Below are 16,866 nucleotides of genomic sequence, written 5' to 3' on the forward strand. Positions count from 1 at the left end.
CCGCCGTGGGTCTTGTCGTGCGCGTGTTGCAGCGCAGTCGGCTGTACCGGATGTTGCGACTGGGTGGCTATGTCGCTTTCGACCTGCCGCGCACGGTGACGGCACTGGGTGGAGTGCTGCTGCTGGGCATTGTCGCGGCCCACATCTATGCCCTCACCCGAGAGACGTCGCCGCCGGTCTACTTCATCATCTACGCCGCTGTGCTGATCGCCGGCTGTCTACTGGCCGCCGGTGTCATGTGGCTCGGGCTGAATCCCCGTCTGCCGCAGCTGGGTTGGCTGCTGGGCGACCTGGTGTCGGTGGTGTTTCTCGGCTTGTATCTGGCCAGCCGGGCGGCCAGCCTGCCGGGGCTGGTGGCGTTGACCGGTCGCTGGGATGTCGCGCCCGGCACGTGGGCGCTGGCTTGCGCGGGCGGCTTCATCGCGGTTCACATGACGGTGCTCTTGGGCATCAACGTGGCCTACCCGCAACGACAGAATTGGCACGACTGATGACCTTCGACTACCCGGTGTGGCTGCGGATCGACCACTGGCTCAACGTGCTTTTCCTGACGTTGCTGTTGCGCAGCGGGATCGAGATCCTCGGCACCCATCCCAAGTTGTATTGGCGCGAGGACAGCAGGCCCGGCACCGAGTGGGCGCGCTTCACCCCCAAGGAAATGCCGACCAATAAGTTGTACGACACGCTTGACGAGGAGGAGTCCTACAGCTCGATCGTCGCGTTGCCCGGCCACAAGAAACTCGGCCTCGGCCGCCACTGGCACTTCTTCGCGGTGATCGGGTGGATTCTGGTCGGTCTGTCCTACTACATCCTGCTGTTCGCCACCGGGCAGTGGCATCGGTACTGGCCCTATTCGTGGTCGATATTTTCCGAGGCCTGGAACGACATCGTCGCCTACATGACGTTCAACTTGCCGTCGCTGTTGCCCAGCGAACCGCTGGATGCCATCCAGAAATTGGCGTACGCCGGCGTCATCTTCGTTCTTGCCCCGTTCCAGATCCTGACCGGCGCGGCACAGTCACCGGCGGTCGAAGCGCGCTTCCCGTGGTACGTCCGGCTGTGGGGTGGCCGGCAACGGGCGCGCAGTTTGCACTTCTTTGGTCTGGTGGCGTTTTTGGTCTTCATCGTGATCCACCTGTCGATGATCTTCTTCTGGGGCTGGGGCCAGCTCACCGCGGCGATGATCTTCGGTTCGGTCCGCAACATCAACTGGGCGACGTTCTGGTCGTTCGTGATCATCGGCGCGATCGTCGCCGTGCACGTCGCCGCGACGGCATGGAGTCTTCGCCGGCCAACACAGGTCCACAAAATTTTGGGCGTGATCAATACCCGCGCCAAACTCATGTTGTTGCGGCCGCTGAACTCGCGGCAGGACTACCCGGTGCACAAGCTCTCCAAAGAGCACCGAGTCAACGGCAAGCCGCCATGCTCAAGTGAGTACAAGGTGATGGCGGTGCACAACTTCGTCGACTGGCGATTGCGAGTCGGCGGTCTGGTGGAAAAGCCGGTGACCCTCGACTTGGCGGGGCTGCGCGCGTTGGGCGAACCGGAAACGCAGCGGGTGTTGCACAACTGCGTGCAGGGTTGGACGAGCATCGGTCAATGGAGCGGGATTCATCTGAGCCGGCTGCTCGAGGAAGTCAAGCCGCTGCCACAGGCCCGCTACATCTGCTTTTTGACCATGCAGGACAACAGCCGCGACGAGCCCAGCTCCGACGGGTTGGGCCAGTTCTATGAGGTGATGGATATGGAACTGGCTTACAAGCCGCAGACCATCCTGGCCTACGAGATGAACGGCCAGCCGTTGCCGATCAAACATGGTGCGCCGCTGCGGTTGCGGGTCGAGACCCAAGTCGGCTTCAAGATGGCCAAGTGGATCAACCAGATCGAGTTCGTCGACGACCACCGCGGTATCGGCATGGGCTTGGGCGGTTGGCGCGAGGACAACATCCATTACGACAAGGATGTGGAGATCTGATGACCCGCGACACTGTGGTGCGTCCCGAGCTGGTCAGCTTGAATCTGACCGAGTGTGAGCGGGTGCTGGACCAGGTCAAGGCCAAAGGAGGGCACTGCGACGGCTGTGGCGCAACCGAATTCGATGTCGGCGATGCGCTCTACCTTGGTTTCCTGTTTCTCGACGAGGACGACGATGCCTACATGGTGGCTTTGACATGCCGCAAACCGGAGTGCCCCATGCCGCGCACCGGAATCAAACTGCGGGAGAAAGACTTCCTCACCCGCGATGCAGACGAGGCCCGCGCCGCGAGCTGGTCCGTCGAGGTCCCCGATGCCGTTTAGCGGTGGCGGGTGTGGGTGCGGTGAACACCGGGTGAGCCAGCTCGAATTGATCGATCAGCTCGGATAGCCCGCGCAACTCGTCGCACAGCGATTGGAATCGGGCTTCATCGGCCGCACTGAGGATGCCTTCGGAGCTGTAGAGCACCAGCCGCCGCAGCCGCCCGGCAAGAGCCGTGCCCCACCGGATGCTGAAGTCGTAACTTTCCCCTTCCTCGACTTCTTCCTTAGCGCCGAGTTCCTTGAGGGCCCGGATCTGTTCATTGATCCACTCGAAGTCGTCGTCGACGCCGATCGGGGTGTGCGGTACGGCGCTCACCGGTTCTCCTTCAGTCATAGGTGCGGCTTCGCGACGCCGACCACATACGGTGCTCCGCGTAGCGTGAGAAACACCTGGTGTGGACCAACCTCCATCCCGGACAGCGGCGCCGACTTCGCCTGGCCGGCAGGCAAACTCGAGCGGTAGTCGACTACGTGGATCACATGCATGGCGTAGTTCGGATAGCCGCCGAAGCTGTTCGTCTCGAGCGTCACCAGTTGCCGGTCGGTTGCCGCGTAGATCCGGGTGTCGTCGGTTCCCAAATAGCGGATCGGCGATGACGGCAGTTCCGCACGGCCGACCACTTCCAATCCTTCGCCGCCGCGGCGGGAGTCGATCGAGTAGAGCGTGGCGTGGTCGTGGTCGGCGGCGTAGGTGCGGGTCACTTTGGTGTTGTTGCCCGCTGACGCCGCGACGTCCATGGTGAACGCGCCGCGTTCTCTCGGTGGCGACGAGGGTCCTTTGTAGTATCGGATTCCCGACGGCGCGTACACGTGGTAGTCGATTTCGCGTCCTCGCGTGGAACCGTCGATGGAATCCGCGCGATCTCCGGTGATCGTGGCAGCCGGCAGTTTGCGGTAGCCGTATTGATCCACCGGCGTCACAGTCGTTCCGTCAGCGGACAGCGCGAGCAAGATCCGCATGCCGGCGTCTTCGGAGAGGTAGTCGGGAGCCGGACCGGCATCGAACTGGCCGACCGTCCGCAGGCTGCCGATGTCGACGATGCCCACGTCCCCACGCTGCGGTTGCGGCACGAAGACGTTGCGGTCGTCCATCTGGCTGATTTGGAGGTTGCGGCCGGCGTCGAGCGGCCCCGACAGCGTGGTTCGCGCAGTCTCCGGCTTTTCGGCGCCGCTGACCTTCGCCAGCCGATGGTCATCGGTGAGGCCGAGCAGAGTGTGCGTGCCATATGACCACACCGGACTGTGCAGCGCCGCGTCGACATGCACCAGCGTCACTTCAGGCGAGCTCTCCGGCTGTTGAGGCGATGAGCACCCAGCGACAGCGAGTGCGCCGGCGGCAGCAGCCGAACACCAGCGCCAGAATGCGGTGGCCACGTGGGATGCAATACCCCAAGACGCGGGTGCTTACACCTGTTTCGGCCCTTGTCAGAAGGGTATGCCCGCACCATGCCGACTTTTGGCTACCTCCTCACCAGCGAAGAGTTCCATCCGAACGAATTGATCCGCCAAGCCGTTCGAGCTGAGGCCGCCGGCTTCCAGCGGCTGTGGATCTCCGATCACTTTCATCCGTGGACCGACCAACAGGGACACAGTCCATTTGTCTGGTCGGTGATCGGCGCGCTGTCGCAGGCCTGCTCATTGCCGGTCACCACGGCTGTCACCTGTCCGATCATGCGGATCCATCCAGCGGTGATCGCCCAGGCCGCCGCGACCTGCGCCGCTCAGCACGACGGGCGGTTCGTCCTCGGGGTGGGGACCGGGGAAGCGCTCAACGAGCACATCACCGGACAGCATTGGCCGACGATGGCGATCCGCCGCGAAATGCTCGAAGAAGCGGTGGCTGTGATCCGAAAGCTGTTCTCCGGCAACGAGGTCAGCCACCACGGCCAACACTTCACCGTCGAGAACGCCAGGCTCTACACGCTGCCGTCCCAACCGGTCCCGATCTATGTCTCCGGATACGGGCCGCAGGCCGCCGGCTTGGCCGGCCGGATCGGCGATGGTTTCCAGTGCACCATGCCCGATGCCGAATTGGTGTCGCAGTTCCGGGAGAACGGCGGATCCGGTAAGCCGACCCAGGCCGGCTTCAAAGTGTGCCACGCGCCGACCAAAGACGACGGGCTGCGCACCGCGCACAGTTTGTGGGCAAACGAACAGTTGCCTGGGCAGCTCGGCCAGACCTTACCCCGACCAAGTGATTTCGAGCAGGCATCCAGTCTGGTTCCAGAGTCTGCGGTGGCGGAGTCGGTGCCCTGCGGGCCGGATGCCAAGCCCTATATCGAGCGGATCCGGGAATTCGCCGCCGCCGGCTTCGACGAGGTCTACATCCAGCAGATCGGTCCGGACCAGGACCGGTTCTTCGACTTCTGGGAGTCGGAGATCGCACCCGAGTTCGCGTGAACCGATGAGCACTACCAAGGTCCCCGGCGCGGAGCGTTACCTCCCCGAAGATCGCAGCCTGGATTCATTGGAAGCCGCGGCAAGCTGTTGCCACGGCTGCACGCTGTACCAGAGCGCCTCTCAAACGGTGTTCGGGCACGGGCATCGAGACGCGCCGATCATGCTCGTCGGCGAGCAGCCGGGGGACCGGGAGGACATCGAAGGCCTGCCGTTCGTCGGACCCGCCGGGCGACTGCTGGCCCGAGCACTCGACGACGCGGGCATCGACCCCGATCTGACGTATCAAACCAACGCGGTCAAGCATTTCAAGTTCACCCGCAAAAGCGGCAAACGGCGGATACACCAAAAGCCCAACCGCACCGAGGTCGTCGCGTGCCGCCCCTGGCTGTTAGCCGAAATCGACTCACTGCAGCCTCAGCTGATCGTGCTGCTCGGCGCGACCGCCGCCCAGGCATTGCTGGGCAGCGCCTTTCGCGTCTCGGCGCACCGCGGCGAGCTCATCGGCCTGCCGCAGGAGTTCGACGTGCGGTTGGACCCAGAGCCCCAACTGGCGGCCACCGTGCATCCGTCGGCGGTGCTGCGGGACCGCACCGACCGCGACAAGGCCTACGCGTCTTTCGTCGACGACCTCCGCAGCGCACGCGCCCGTCTTTCGACCGTTTGACGCCCCAACTCGCGGGTACACGTCGACAGTGACCACCGGCGTCGTCACCGTCGCCGTGGTACCCATGACCGCCGCCGTTGCCCCCTCCTCGGCCGGCGGTGACGATCCCGGCGGTCCACTCACGTCCCGCAAAGCGAACCCCCACGGAAGGAATACCAATGCCCAAGACCGCCGACTTTATTCTCGACCGACTGCGGCAGTGGGGGATTCACCGCATCTACGGATATCCGGGCGACGGCATTCTGTCGATGCTGGGAGCGCTCGATCGCGCCGGCGGAGATCCTGAGCTGATCCAGCCGCGGCATGAGGAGATGGGTGCATTCATGGCGACCGCGCACGCCAAGTTCACCGGGGAGATCGGCTGTTGTTTGGCAACCTCCGGCGGCGGGACCATCCATTTGCTCAATGGCCTCTACGACGCCAAGCTCGACCACCAGCCAGTGGTGGCCATCATCGGTCAACAGAAGCGGATGTCGCTGGGTGCGGCGTTCCAGCAGGAGATCGATCCCAACTCGCTGTACAAAGACGTATCGTCTGACTTCGTCCAAACGTGCATGGCCCCCGAACAGGCGCGCCAGCTCGTCGACCGGGCCTGCAAGGTGGCGCTGAACAACCGGACCGTGGCGACGATCATCCTGCCGGAGGACGTCGCGGAGGCAGATGCGGTGCCGTCGCCGCCGCGCATGCACGGCGCGGTGTTCACCAGTGTCGGTTGGACGAAACCGCGGGTGATCCCCCCGGAGTCCGAGTTGCAGAAGGCGGCCGGAATTCTCAACGACGGCAAGAAGGTGGCCATCGTTATCGGCCAAGGTGCGGCCGAGGCGGCCGACGAGGTGGTGCAGACCGCGGAGTTGCTCGGCGCCGGCGTCGCCAAGTCTTCGCTGGGACGCGCCGTGCTGCCCGACGATCTGCCCTATGTCACCGGTCCCATCGGCTTGCTCGGTTCCACCGCCAGCGAGGCGATGATGTCCGACGCCGACACCTTGTTCTACATCGGCACCAGCTTCCCCTACACCGAATGGCTGCCGAAGGAAGCCCAATGCCGCGGCGTCGAGATCAACATCGACGGACGCATGATCGGCACCCGCTATCCGATGGAGGCCAATCTCGTCGGAGGCTCCAAAGAGACGCTACGAGAGCTTATTCCACTACTGAAGCGTAAAGATGACCGGTCGTGGCAGGAAAAGATCCAAAAGGAAGTCAAAGAGTGGTGGGCGGTGCTCGACAAGCGGGCGCACGACAAGGCGGAGCCGCTCAACCCGGAGCTGGTTGCGCACGAATTGTCGAAACGGCTACCGGATAATGCGATTCTGACCACCGACGCCGGTTCGGTGGCCAACTGGTGGGCGCGGCACCTGAGGATGCGCCCGGGTATGCAAGCCTCGTTAGCCGGAAACTTGGCCACGATGGGACCCGGTACGCCCTATGCGATCGCCGCTAAGTTCGCCTATCCGGGCCGGCCGGTGATCGCGCTGGTCGGTGACGGCGTGTTCCAGATGAACGGAATGGCCGAAATGATCACGGTCAAGCGTTACAAGGATCGGCTTTCCGATGGGCCGCTGATCTTCTGTGTGTTCAACAACGAAGACCTCAACCAAGTCACGTGGGAACAGCGGGCGATGGGTGGGGAGCCCAAATTTGAGGGGTCCCAATATATCCCGGATGTGCCCTACGCGGAGTTCGCAAATCTGCTCGGTCTGACCGGGATTCGCTGCGACGACCCGGCGAAGATCGGCGAGGCCTGGGACCGGGCGCTGGCCGCCAACGGTCCGGTGGTTTTGGAAGTCGTCGTCGACAAGGACATCCCGCCTGTTCCGCCACACATCAAGAAGATGATGGCCAAGAAGACCGCCAAAGCGGTGATCAAAGATCCCGACCGGGTCAGCATTGGCAAGAAGGGCGCCAAACAGAAGATGCACGAGTTCACCGAGTCGATCAAGCAGACGGTCAAAGGTGACGACGAATGACGCAGACCGTCCCATCGCGGCCCGATACCCGCTTCGTCGCTGGGATGGCGTCGGTCGGCAAAGTCAACGTCGCAGGGCTGGAGAACCAGCTGCGTCGGCACGTCAGCGGTGAGGTGCGATTCGACACGGCCACCAAGGCGATGTACGCCAACGACGCGTCGAACTTCCGCCAGGTGCCCATCGGTGTGGTCGTGCCCAAGACGATCGACGACGTCGTCCAGACCGTGCGGGCCTGTCACACCTACGGTGCCCCGGTGCTGTGCCGGGGCGGTGGGACCAGTTTGTCCGGTGAGACCGTGAACGTGGCCGTCGTCATCGACTTTTCGAAGTACCTCACCGAGATCATCGACATCGATGCCGGGCGTCGCGTGGCTACTGTGCAAACCGGGGTGATCAACGAGCAGCTCAACAAGGCCACTGGCGAATACGGACTGGTGTTCGGTCCGGACCCGTCGTCGCACTCGAGGTGCACCTTGGGCGGCAATATTGGCAACAACTCCTGCGGCGTCCATTCGATCCAGTCGCATCTCTACGGACCGGGGCCGCGCACGTCCGACAACACGCATTCAATGGACGTCATCACCTATGACGGCGCGCGGTTCTCGGTCGGCGTCAATGAGGAGAAGAATCTGGACGCCATCATCGCCGCCGGTGGACGCAAGGGTGAAATCTATGCCGCCCTGCGGGATTTGCGCGACGAGTATGCCGACGACATCCGCAAGGGATATCCATCGGTGGACGAGCTGCCGCGGCGGGTGTCCGGATACAACCTCGACGAATTGCTCCCGGAGAAGGGTTTCAACGTAGCCCGCGCGCTGGTCGGCACCGAAAGCACCTGCGCGGTGGCGCTGACCGCGACAGTGATGCTGACACCGGCGATGATTCACCGCACGCTGGTGGTGATTCAATACGACTCGCTGGGCGAGGCCGGCGACGCGGTACCGGACCTGATGGCCTGGAAACCAATTGGTCTGGAGGCCGTCGACCACCTGCTGGTCCACGACCAGGAACTGACCGGAACCAATGCGGCCGGCCGGGCGGCGCTGCCCCGGCCCGAATCCAGCGGTGCCTGGCTGTTCATGCAGTTTGGATCCGACGAGCCCGGCGAATCACTGCGCCGGGCTGAGGAATTCGTCCAGTGGCTCCAGAAGAAGAAGGACTACGACGACGACCGCATCGTGCTGGCCCGCAGCAAGCAGGACGGCGGCAACAGCGACGAGTTGTGGTCGATCCGCGAGGCCGGGCTGGGATCGACTGCGTTTCCGGCTGACAGTGGCGATCACTGGCCAGGCTGGGAAGATTCGGCTGTGCCGCCGGCGCGAGTTGGCGACTATTTGCGGGATCTGCAGCAGCTCTACGCCGACCACAGTCTGCGCGGTGCCATGTACGGCCACCTGGGCGAAGGCTGCATCCATTCCCGGATCAATTTCGACCTGCGCCACCGCGACGGGTTGGCCAACTACCGGCACTTCATGGAGGCGGCCGGCGACCTGGTGGCGCGCTACAACGGCTCGATGTCCGGCGAGCACGGCGACGGGCAGCAGCGTGCCGAACTGCTCGGCAAGCAGTACGGTCCGCGCCTTCTCGAAGCGATGCGCAAGTTCAAGCTGATCTGGGATCCGGAGTGGAAGATGAACCCCGGCAAGGTCATCGACCCGTATCGCTTCGACGAGAATCTCAAGCTGGGCACCGACTACAACCCGCCGCGGCCGAAGGTGAAGTTCGCCTACCCGGACGACGGCGGCGACTTTTCGCACGCGGCGCTGCGCTGCGTCGGTGTCGGCAAATGCCGGGTGCCCGAGGCGACGAGCACGATGTGCCCGAGCTATCAGGTGACCAGGGAGGAGAAGCACTCCACTCGTGGGCGCGCCCGGCTGCTGTTCGAGATGTTGCGCGGTGAAGTGATCACCGACGGCTGGCAGTCCACAGAGGTCGCCGATGCATTGGACCTGTGCCTGGCCTGTAAGGGCTGCACCAGCGACTGCCCGGTCGACGTTGATATCCCGACCTACAAGGCGGAATTCCTCTACCACCATTTCAAGTCGGCGCGCCGGTGGCGACCGCGCTATGCCTACGCGTTCGGGTTCATCGACCAGGCGGCCCGGTTGGCGAGCGCGATCCCCGAACTGGCGAACTTCGCCACCCAGACACCGGTGCTGTCCCGCATCGCCAAAGCCCTGGGCGGAATCGACCGCCACCGGCCGCTACCGACGTTCGCGCCGATGACACTGCAACAGTGGTTTTCGGAGCGCCCGGTGGTCAATGACGGCGGACCGCGGGTCATCGTGTTTCCGGATACGTTCAACAACCGGCTGCATACCGATGTCGGGGTGGCCTGCGTGGAGGCGATCGAGGCGGCCGGCTGGCAGGTGGTAATGCCGACCAAGCACATCTGTTGTGGCCGACCGCTGTACGACTACGGCTTCTTGGATGTGGCCGAGCGCTACCTGCACGATGTGCTGGCGCAGTTGCGTGACGACATCCGGGCCGGCACACCGATCGTGGGGATGGAGCCCAGCTGTCTGGCCGTGTTCAAAGACGAGCTGCCCAAGCTATTGCCGCATGACGACGACGCAGACCGCCTGGTACGCAACAGCTATCACTTTGCCGAGTTCTTCACGAAGTTCGACGTCGAGCTTCCGAAGGTGTCCGGTGCGCGGGCGCTGCTGTGGGGGCACTGCCACCAGCGGGCAACCGGCGGGGTGGATGCGGATCAGCAAGTCCTGGAGAAGATGGGACTCGACGTGCAATCAGTAACCGGCGGCTGCTGCGGATTGGCCGGTTCCTGGGGTTTCGAGCAAGGCAAGTACCAACTTTCGATGGACTGTGGCGAGCAAGCGCTGCTGCCGAAGGTTCGCGACAACCCCGACGCCCTGGTGGTGGCCGACGGATTCTCCTGCCAGACCCAGATCAAAGATGCGGGCGCAGCGACGCCGCTGCATCTGGCGCAGGTAATGGTCGGCGGTCGGCCGAGTCGTCCGGAGCCCTCGTCACGCGTTCGGGCGGCCCGGGTGGCTGGCCCACTGGCCGCAGTCGCGGTGGTGGGTGCCGGGGTGACTTGGGCGCTGGCAGCCGCACTCCGAAAGCGTTGAGCCGCTACGGCACCTCGTCGTCTTCGTCCGTGCGCAGCAGTTTTTCGGGGTGGTGGTAGTTGTTGGTTCGTGGTTGGCCGTGGTCGAGGTGTGGGGGTGGGATCCATTCGGTGTCACCGTTTTTGAGTTTGCGGGTTCTCCAGCCGCCGGAGGTGACGAGTTTGTGATGTGGTCCGCAGCCCAGGGTCAGGTCATCGATGTCGGTGTCGCGACATTGGGCGTAGTCGGTGACGTGGTGGACTTCGGTGAGGTAGCCGGGCACGTCGCAGTTGGGGAAGCTACACCCACGATCCCTGGCGTGCAGCATGATTCGCTGACCGGGTGAGGCCAACCGCTTGGTGTGATATAGCCCGATCGCCTTACCGTTGTCGAAAATCGACAGGTAATGATGCGCATGCGATGCCATTCGGATCACATTGGACATCGGTAGCAGGGTGCCGCCGCCGGTGAGGGCTTTGCCCGCGCCGGCTTCGAGTTCGGCCAGGGTGGTGGACACGATGATGGTGGCCGGTAGCCCGTTGTGCTGGCCCAGATCGCCGGAGGCCAGTAGCGCGCGAGCGGCGGCCAGCAGCGCGTCGTGGTTGCGCTGGGCGGTGCTGCGGGTGTCGCGCTCGATGGCTTCTTGTGAGGGGGTGCCGCTCACGCAGGGCGTGGGGTCGTCGGGGTTGCACATGCCGGGGGCGGCCAGTTTGGCCCATATTGCTTCGATGGCGGCCCGCAGTTCAGGGGTCACCCAGCCGGTCAACTGCGACATCGCATCGGGGTGCTGATTACCCAGAGCCAGGCCGCGGCGTCGGGCGCGGTCGGTGTCGGTGAAATCGCCGTCGGGGTTCAGACAGTCGGTGAGCCGATCGGCGAGCTTGTGTAAGTCGTCGGGGCGATGTTCGCCAGCCAGCTGGGCTAGGTGGGCTTCGGCGCGCCCGCGGGTCTCCACATCCACCGCGTCGGGCAGCCGGTGATAAAAGCTGCGGATCACCGCCACATGCCCGGCCCCGATGCGTCCGGCGCGTTGAGCGGCGGCGGTCGCCGCCAAAACCGGCTCCAAAGGTTCGCCGGTGATTGCGCGGCGTGGCCCCAGGTCGGCGGCCTCACCGATACGCCGTGAAGCGTCGGCGCGGGTGATCCGCAACCGCTCCGCCAACGCAAACGAGAGCTTGCCGCCGAGCTCGGTTTCGGTGGCCTGCTCGGCGAGCTGGTTGATCAGCGGGTGCTCGACAGCGGGCAGCTGGCGGCGCAAGGTTTCGCAGCACTCCAACATCGCCAGGCGTTCGGGGGTGGTCAACACATCGAACGACAGGTCCAGGATGCGTTTCATGGCGGTCTTGAGCGCGTCGAAGTACTCGACGATCTCTTCCCGACTACCCGAATGCATGTTCGAATTTTATCGACGGGGCACGACAATGATGGCCGACCGTGAGACCACTGAAACGGAAGTGGCAGAAGTGATTTCAGCGAAGCTGGCGCTGACCCCAACTCGACGCGGCCAGCAAGCTTGCCATTAGCCCCGCGCCGAGCAGCGAGCGCCGATGCCGGGTGGCCCAGAATTGCGCGCTATGGCCGTGGGCCTGGTCGTCGAACACGCCATGCGCGCCGTAATCCTTGCCCCCTGGCCCGTCGACAGGCTCCCAAAGATTGGCCGGCTGATCCGGCCCGACTTTCTGATCGGTTTGTTGCGAGTCATATCCAGTCCGGGCCAGATAGCGGTCGAGCAGCGCAGGCGCGAACCGTTGTCCGATGATCGTTCCGACCGTGCTCGCCCCGACCCAGTACTGCTTGCGGCGCGGATGGTCGAGCGCATGCAGGACGCCGCGCGCGGCGACCTCTGGCTGGTATATCGGCGGCACCGGTTGCGGGTGCCGATCCAAACGCGAAAGCACCCAGGAGAACTGCGGGGTGTTGACCGCGGGCATCTGCACGACGGTGATCCGCACCTTGCTCTTCTCATGCATCAATTCGGTTCGTAGCGATTCGGTAAAGCCGTTGATGGCATGTTTGGCGCCGCAGTACGCCGACTGAAGCGGAATTGCGCGGGCGCCCAGTGCAGATCCCACTTGCACGATGACTCCGGAGTTCCGCGGACGCATTCGCTTCAACGCGACCATGGTGCCGTACACGAAGCCGAGGTAGCTGATCTCGGTGACCCGGCGGAATTCCTCCGGTTTGATCTCGGCGAACGGCGCGAAGACCGAACTGAATGCAACGTTGATCCAGGCATCGATAGGGCCGAACCGTTCCTCGACGCGTTGCGCGGCCTGTTCCACCGCGTCATAGTCGGACACGTCGGTCGGGATCGCCAGCGCCTCACCGCCTGCCGCGCGCACATCGGATGCCGCGCCGTCCAGCCCGGCCTCGCCCCGTGCCAGCAGTCCGATGCGTGCCCCTCGCTTCGCGAGCAGTTGCACAGTCGCTCGGCCGATACCGGCGCTCGCGCCGGTCACCACGACGACGGGTGAGTCTTTGATTCCCATGGTCTTACGCTGTTCCGATCTTGTAGGGCGGCGGACGAATGGTCTCCATAAGCACGCTTACCCCGGCCCGGGGCCGGTAAACCAACTAAGGTCGTACTGCAATGACCGACGTGAGCACAATGCAGATGGCGTGCGAGGAGCGCGAAGAATTCGCCGACCTGCTCGCGGGGCTATCACCGGCGCAATGGGAGCACCCTAGCTTGTGCGCTCAATGGCGGGTGCGTGACGTCGTCGCTCACGTGCTCAGCTATGACGAGCTGAGTCGCCGGGAACTGGTGTGGCGCTTCGTCAAAGGCGGTTTGGTGGTCAACCGCATCAACGCGATCGGCGTCGCTGAGTATGCGCGCCGCTCGCCCGAACAGCTCACCGAATTGATGCGCGCCTGCATCCCGCCGCGGGGCTTCACGTCGATGTGCGGTGGCATGGTCGCGCTCGTTGACGGCATGATCCATCAGCAGGACATTCGCCGGCCACTCGGTATCGCGCGCACCATCGACCCACAGCGGATGCAAGCCGTGTTGGACTACGCCTTGCGGGCTCCCGCAACTCGTGGTGTGTGGCGGGCTCGAGGGATCCGGCTGGTCGCCACCGACCTGGACTGGTCGCACGGCAGCGGGACTGAGGTAAAGGGCCCAGGCGAGGCTCTGCTGATGGCGATGGCTGCACGCCCGGACGCCCTCAATCAACTAGCCGGACCAGGGAAAGAGCTGCTCGCTCAGCGCATACGTCGCTGACCCGCCCAGTGGTTTACCAGTCGGAGGACTCGCCAGGCGAGTTCGCCAGCGCCGCGTCCACGCTCTCGTCGACGGCTATCAGTTCGCCGAGCCCGCAGGCGGCGACCAGTCGCGCAACGACAGGCTGGTTGCTGACCAGGCGGATCTCGACGCCACGCTCCCGGCTGCGCTCCGCTTCCTCGGCCAGCACGGCGAACGCGCAGCAGCCCATGAAGTCCAGGCCGCTGGTGTCGACCACCAGAGCACCCGGGGAACTGGCAGCAGCCGCCGCCTCGCTCAGCAGGTGCCGCCAGGTGTCTTCGTTGGAGGCGTCGACTTCGCCTCCGGCATGGACAATCACCGCGGATCCGCTGCGTTCGCTGGTGGTCCGCAGTGTGCTCCGTGCACCGGCCAGTTCCGAGACCAGACGGCTGCTCAACATCAAATGACTGGACGATGCTTCTGCCGTGGCAAAACTCATGGTGAACTCCTCAAATCGGCGCTTCGCGCCGCGAAGGATGCCCGCCCTACGTGCCTGAAGACAGACCTCGTAATTTCTAGATTTCATTTTTATAACAGAGATTGCTCGGCATGTCTATGTGGAGTTGCTAAGAATGGGCTGGATCCGACCGGGATAGCCCGACGTTCCGCAAATGAGGATGACTGTCCGCATTTCCGGACGAATCTCGTCAGCGCACGTGATGTAAATGTCGATTACATCTGTTACCAACAGCTCTCATTCGACAGCGGCCACGCGGGGCGCGGGGCAGCATCGAGCGCTAACAGCCTGTTGCGGCTCGGTAGCAAACTCTCGGTCGACGAGGTCGGGTGCCTGTTGCGGAGCAGCTGTCGGTGGCGCTCAGCATCGGGCGCGAAGTTTGCCAACGGGCCGGGCGAAACCGTCGCCTCAAGCCGCCGTCTGGTCCGATTCTCGAGGGCTTTCGGCCTCGAATTCGGCGATTGCCCGAGCAGTGCGTTTGCGGAGCAGAATCGCGGCAATGCCGCCAATTACGACCGCGACAACCAGAGCGATCCAGGAGAAGCGCTGCAGCCAGCGCTCGGCTGCGACTCCGGCGTAGTAAATCAGGGCGGTGGTACCGCCGGCCCAGCACACGGCACCGGAAACATTGGCGACGAGAAACCGCGGATAGGGCATCTTCAAAGCGCCGGCAAGCGGCCCGGCGAAGATCCGCAATAATGCGATGAACCGCCCGAAGAAGACCGCGTGTGAACCCCATCGGGTGAATATCCGTTCGGCCAGGCCGACGTGTCCGGGGCCGAAGTGGTGCGGAAACCGCCGGCCCAGCCATTCGAACAGGGGCATGCCGAACCGCCGGCCAATGGAATAGCCGATCGTGTCGCCGATCACCGCTCCGATCACTGCGGCCGCCCCGACGCCGATTGGGCTGACGGCCAATTCGTGGCGTGATGACATCAGCGCCGCGGTGACGAGCACGATCTCGCCGGGAAGTGGAATCCCCAGGCTCTCGATCCCGACCACGACGCCGACGATCAGGTACACCGTCAGCGGTGGGATCGAGTGCAGCAGGACATCCACCGTCATGCGATAAGGATGCCTGACCGGGGTGGTCAGCGGGCGCGGCGACGCGCTGTGACGTCATCGAGGTGTGGACGTTTGGGTTGCCGGCCGTCGCCGGTAGAGCGACCGCGCAGCTGGCGCCACAGCCAGGGCAGGAGCATGTTCTGTGTCCATCGCACTTGCGCACCGGCGCGCGCTGACAGCGACGAGCGCACCGCCACGCCGGCTGAGTTCGCCCAATCATGATTGCTCGACGGCAGATTCAAGGCCTCTGCCGCGGCGGCCGCAAACAAGATATGGCCCTTGGTGGAGGCGTGAATGCGGTCCGCGCTCCAGGTGTCGAGGTCGTGCATGGAGGGGGCGGTGTACAGATCGACGAGCCCGAATCCATGGCTTTGGGCAGCGCTGCGGATGACGTCGTTGATGCGGGCCACTCGTGCGGCAAGCAGGCGGCCGACCGGCACGAGTTTGGCGACGTCGGGGAAGGTCGTCGTCGCCACGGTTGCTCCCGACCCGGCCAACCGCGTATACAGCAGGCCCAGTTCGGCCAGGGCTTGATCGAAGGATCGTCCCGGCCGGGTGACGTCATTCATCCCAGCGCACACGGTGATCAGATCCGGCCGCATCGCAAGCGCGTGCGGTAGTTGGTCGTGCAGCACGTCACGGATCCGCCTGCCCCGCACCGCCAGATTGGCGTACTGCAATCCGGGATACAGGGCGTCGAGCTGGTAGGCCAGCCGGTCGGCGAATCCGCTGAGGCCAACGGTGTCGTCGCCGTCCCACAACCCCTCGGTCTGGCTGTCGCCGATAGCCACGTACCGGCGGTAAGCGATGCCCGACATGACCGCGAGACTAACCCCGGGAATTCAGGCCTCAGGCAAGACGAAGCGCTCGACGGCCTTGGCGAAGCCGTCGTTGTCGTTGCTGTCGGTGACTCGACGAGCGGCTTTCTTCACCTCGCTGTCGGCGTTACCCATGGCGATCGGCAGACGTGAGTGCGCGAACATCAGAACGTCATTGGGCATGTCACCGATCGTTGCGATCTCGTCGGGCTTTAGGTTGTACTGGGCCGCAAGGTATTTGGCGACCGAACCCTTGTTGGCCTCGGGATGGGTGACGTCGAGATAGTACGGCTGTGACGTCGATGCGGCGACGCGCTCACCGAACTTGTCGTGGACTGCCTTGGTGGCCGCAGCAACCGCGTCGTGGTCGTCGCTGACCCCGACGAGCTTGGCGACCGACTCGGTGTGGTCCTTCGGGTCTTTCATCACCTTCGGCTTGAACTGGACCGTCTTGGACTCGCGATCTACATGCGAGCCGTCGAGATCGGGAACATACCAATCGGCACCCTGATAGATCCACACGTCGAGGTCGAACGAGCTGATCACCTCCGCGATCGGTACCACGAGGTTGTCGGGGAGGACCTTCTGTTCGATGACGCTCATATCGCGCTTGACGAAGATGCCGCCGTTGAAGCCGGCGATGGGCGTTTTCAGATCGAGCGGATCGATCAGCATCGCCATACCCTTGGGCGGTCGCCCGCTGGTGACGGCGAACAACACGTCGGCGTCGTGTAGCTTGCGCACCGCGTCCACGGCCGCGTCGGTGAGTTGCTTCTGCTGGTCTACTAGCGTGCCGTCTACATCGGCGAGCAGCAGACGGATCCGGTCAGTCGCCACGCGTCCCCATGATAGTCAGGATCGGCGTTATCGCAGGTACCG

General features: G+C 64.1%; 16 protein-coding genes. 8 read left to right on the forward strand and 8 right to left on the reverse strand.

What is annotated here, in order from left to right:
* Positions 1–5: 5 nt before the first annotated feature.
* Genes AC5Y49_RS08715 through AC5Y49_RS08725 form a run of 3 tightly spaced genes read left to right on the forward strand, consistent with a single transcriptional unit; the run spans position 6 to position 2,301 of the window.
* The gene (locus AC5Y49_RS08715; protein WP_499885947.1) at positions 6–491 is read left to right on the forward strand and encodes an oxidoreductase; all 486 of its coding nucleotides are present in this window, start codon (positions 6–8) and stop codon (positions 489–491) included.
* On the forward strand, positions 488–1,978 hold the full coding sequence (locus tag AC5Y49_RS08720; RefSeq protein WP_499886353.1) for a molybdopterin-dependent oxidoreductase: 1,491 nt from the start codon (positions 488–490) through the stop codon (positions 1,976–1,978). The genes AC5Y49_RS08715 and AC5Y49_RS08720 overlap by 4 nt, the downstream gene beginning before the upstream one ends.
* On the forward strand, positions 1,978–2,301 hold the full coding sequence (locus AC5Y49_RS08725) for a hypothetical protein (protein ID WP_499885948.1): 324 nt from the start codon (positions 1,978–1,980) through the stop codon (positions 2,299–2,301). Before AC5Y49_RS08720 ends, AC5Y49_RS08725 begins: the two co-directional genes overlap by 1 nt.
* Here AC5Y49_RS08725 and AC5Y49_RS08730 read toward each other — a convergent pair.
* On the reverse strand, positions 2,237–2,617 hold the full coding sequence (locus AC5Y49_RS08730; RefSeq protein ID WP_499885950.1) for a hypothetical protein: 381 nt from the start codon (positions 2,615–2,617) through the stop codon (positions 2,237–2,239). The genes AC5Y49_RS08725 and AC5Y49_RS08730 overlap by 65 nt on opposite strands.
* A 14-nt stretch (positions 2,618–2,631) precedes the next feature.
* Entirely contained in the window at positions 2,632–3,675 is a 1,044-nt protein-coding gene (locus AC5Y49_RS08735) for a hypothetical protein (protein WP_499885952.1), read from the reverse strand.
* A 72-nt stretch (positions 3,676–3,747) separates the two neighbouring features.
* On the opposite strand from AC5Y49_RS08735, the gene AC5Y49_RS08740 reads away from it, so the two are divergent.
* From AC5Y49_RS08740 to AC5Y49_RS08755, 4 genes are all read left to right on the forward strand, one after another.
* Entirely contained in the window at positions 3,748–4,701 is a 954-nt protein-coding gene (locus tag AC5Y49_RS08740; protein ID WP_499885954.1) for a TIGR03557 family F420-dependent LLM class oxidoreductase, read from the forward strand.
* Between the two features lie 4 nt (positions 4,702–4,705).
* Positions 4,706–5,365: a UdgX family uracil-DNA binding protein gene (locus AC5Y49_RS08745; RefSeq protein ID WP_499885955.1), complete on the forward strand. Its 660-nt coding sequence runs from the start codon at positions 4,706–4,708 to the stop codon at positions 5,363–5,365.
* 158 nt (positions 5,366–5,523) lie between these two features.
* Positions 5,524–7,332 (forward strand): thiamine pyrophosphate-requiring protein, encoded by a 1,809-nt coding sequence (locus AC5Y49_RS08750; protein WP_499885957.1) that lies wholly within the window; start codon positions 5,524–5,526, stop codon positions 7,330–7,332.
* On the forward strand, positions 7,329–10,424 hold the full coding sequence (locus AC5Y49_RS08755; RefSeq protein ID WP_499885959.1) for an FAD-binding and (Fe-S)-binding domain-containing protein: 3,096 nt from the start codon (positions 7,329–7,331) through the stop codon (positions 10,422–10,424). Before AC5Y49_RS08750 ends, AC5Y49_RS08755 begins: the two co-directional genes overlap by 4 nt.
* Before the next feature lie 4 nt (positions 10,425–10,428).
* Here the strand turns inward: AC5Y49_RS08755 and AC5Y49_RS08760 are convergent, their stop codons facing one another.
* Entirely contained in the window at positions 10,429–11,796 is a 1,368-nt protein-coding gene (locus AC5Y49_RS08760) for an HNH endonuclease signature motif containing protein (protein ID WP_499885962.1), read from the reverse strand.
* A gap of 76 nt (positions 11,797–11,872) precedes the next feature.
* Positions 11,873–12,892: an SDR family oxidoreductase gene (locus AC5Y49_RS08765; protein ID WP_499885965.1), complete on the reverse strand. Its 1,020-nt coding sequence runs from the start codon at positions 12,890–12,892 to the stop codon at positions 11,873–11,875.
* 119 nt (positions 12,893–13,011) lie between these two features.
* On the opposite strand from AC5Y49_RS08765, the gene AC5Y49_RS08770 reads away from it, so the two are divergent.
* Positions 13,012–13,626, forward strand: coding sequence for a maleylpyruvate isomerase family mycothiol-dependent enzyme (locus AC5Y49_RS08770; protein WP_499886356.1), 615 nt, complete (start codon positions 13,012–13,014; stop codon positions 13,624–13,626).
* Between the two features lie 13 nt (positions 13,627–13,639).
* Here the strand turns inward: AC5Y49_RS08770 and AC5Y49_RS08775 are convergent, their stop codons facing one another.
* The 4 genes from AC5Y49_RS08775 to AC5Y49_RS08790 form a co-directional block, all read right to left on the reverse strand.
* Positions 13,640–14,086 carry an anti-sigma factor antagonist gene (locus AC5Y49_RS08775; RefSeq protein ID WP_499885969.1) on the reverse strand — a complete coding sequence of 149 codons (447 nt, stop codon included), beginning with the start codon at positions 14,084–14,086 and terminating at the stop codon, positions 13,640–13,642.
* A 426-nt stretch (positions 14,087–14,512) separates the two neighbouring features.
* Positions 14,513–15,169, reverse strand: a complete 657-nt coding sequence (locus tag AC5Y49_RS08780) for a DedA family protein (protein ID WP_499885971.1) — start codon at positions 15,167–15,169, stop codon at positions 14,513–14,515.
* A 26-nt stretch (positions 15,170–15,195) separates the two neighbouring features.
* Complete coding sequence (locus AC5Y49_RS08785; protein WP_499885974.1) at positions 15,196–15,987, reverse strand: SGNH/GDSL hydrolase family protein; 792 nt, start codon at positions 15,985–15,987, stop codon at positions 15,196–15,198.
* Positions 15,988–16,011: 24 nt separating this feature from the next.
* Positions 16,012–16,824, reverse strand: a complete 813-nt coding sequence (locus AC5Y49_RS08790) for a Cof-type HAD-IIB family hydrolase (RefSeq protein WP_499885975.1) — start codon at positions 16,822–16,824, stop codon at positions 16,012–16,014.
* Positions 16,825–16,866: the final 42 nt, after the last annotated feature.

It is taken from the genome of Mycobacterium sp. NGS62 (assembly GCF_059812285.1).

Coding starts and splice junctions, on each gene's coding strand:
- AC5Y49_RS08785 (WP_499885974.1), bottom strand. CDS start 15,987: ATGTCGGGCATCGCTTACCGCCGGTACGTGGCTATCGGCGACAGCCAG.
- AC5Y49_RS08760 (WP_499885962.1), bottom strand. CDS start 11,796: ATGCATTCGGGTAGTCGGGAAGAGATCGTCGAGTACTTCGACGCGCTC.
- AC5Y49_RS08770 (WP_499886356.1), top strand. CDS start 13,012: ATGCAGATGGCGTGCGAGGAGCGCGAAGAATTCGCCGACCTGCTCGCG.
- AC5Y49_RS08740 (WP_499885954.1), top strand. CDS start 3,748: ATGCCGACTTTTGGCTACCTCCTCACCAGCGAAGAGTTCCATCCGAAC.
- AC5Y49_RS08725 (WP_499885948.1), top strand. CDS start 1,978: ATGACCCGCGACACTGTGGTGCGTCCCGAGCTGGTCAGCTTGAATCTG.
- AC5Y49_RS08755 (WP_499885959.1), top strand. CDS start 7,329: ATGACGCAGACCGTCCCATCGCGGCCCGATACCCGCTTCGTCGCTGGG.
- AC5Y49_RS08745 (WP_499885955.1), top strand. CDS start 4,706: ATGAGCACTACCAAGGTCCCCGGCGCGGAGCGTTACCTCCCCGAAGAT.
- AC5Y49_RS08765 (WP_499885965.1), bottom strand. CDS start 12,892: ATGGGAATCAAAGACTCACCCGTCGTCGTGGTGACCGGCGCGAGCGCC.
- AC5Y49_RS08750 (WP_499885957.1), top strand. CDS start 5,524: ATGCCCAAGACCGCCGACTTTATTCTCGACCGACTGCGGCAGTGGGGG.
- AC5Y49_RS08775 (WP_499885969.1), bottom strand. CDS start 14,086: ATGAGTTTTGCCACGGCAGAAGCATCGTCCAGTCATTTGATGTTGAGC.
- AC5Y49_RS08780 (WP_499885971.1), bottom strand. CDS start 15,169: ATGACGGTGGATGTCCTGCTGCACTCGATCCCACCGCTGACGGTGTAC.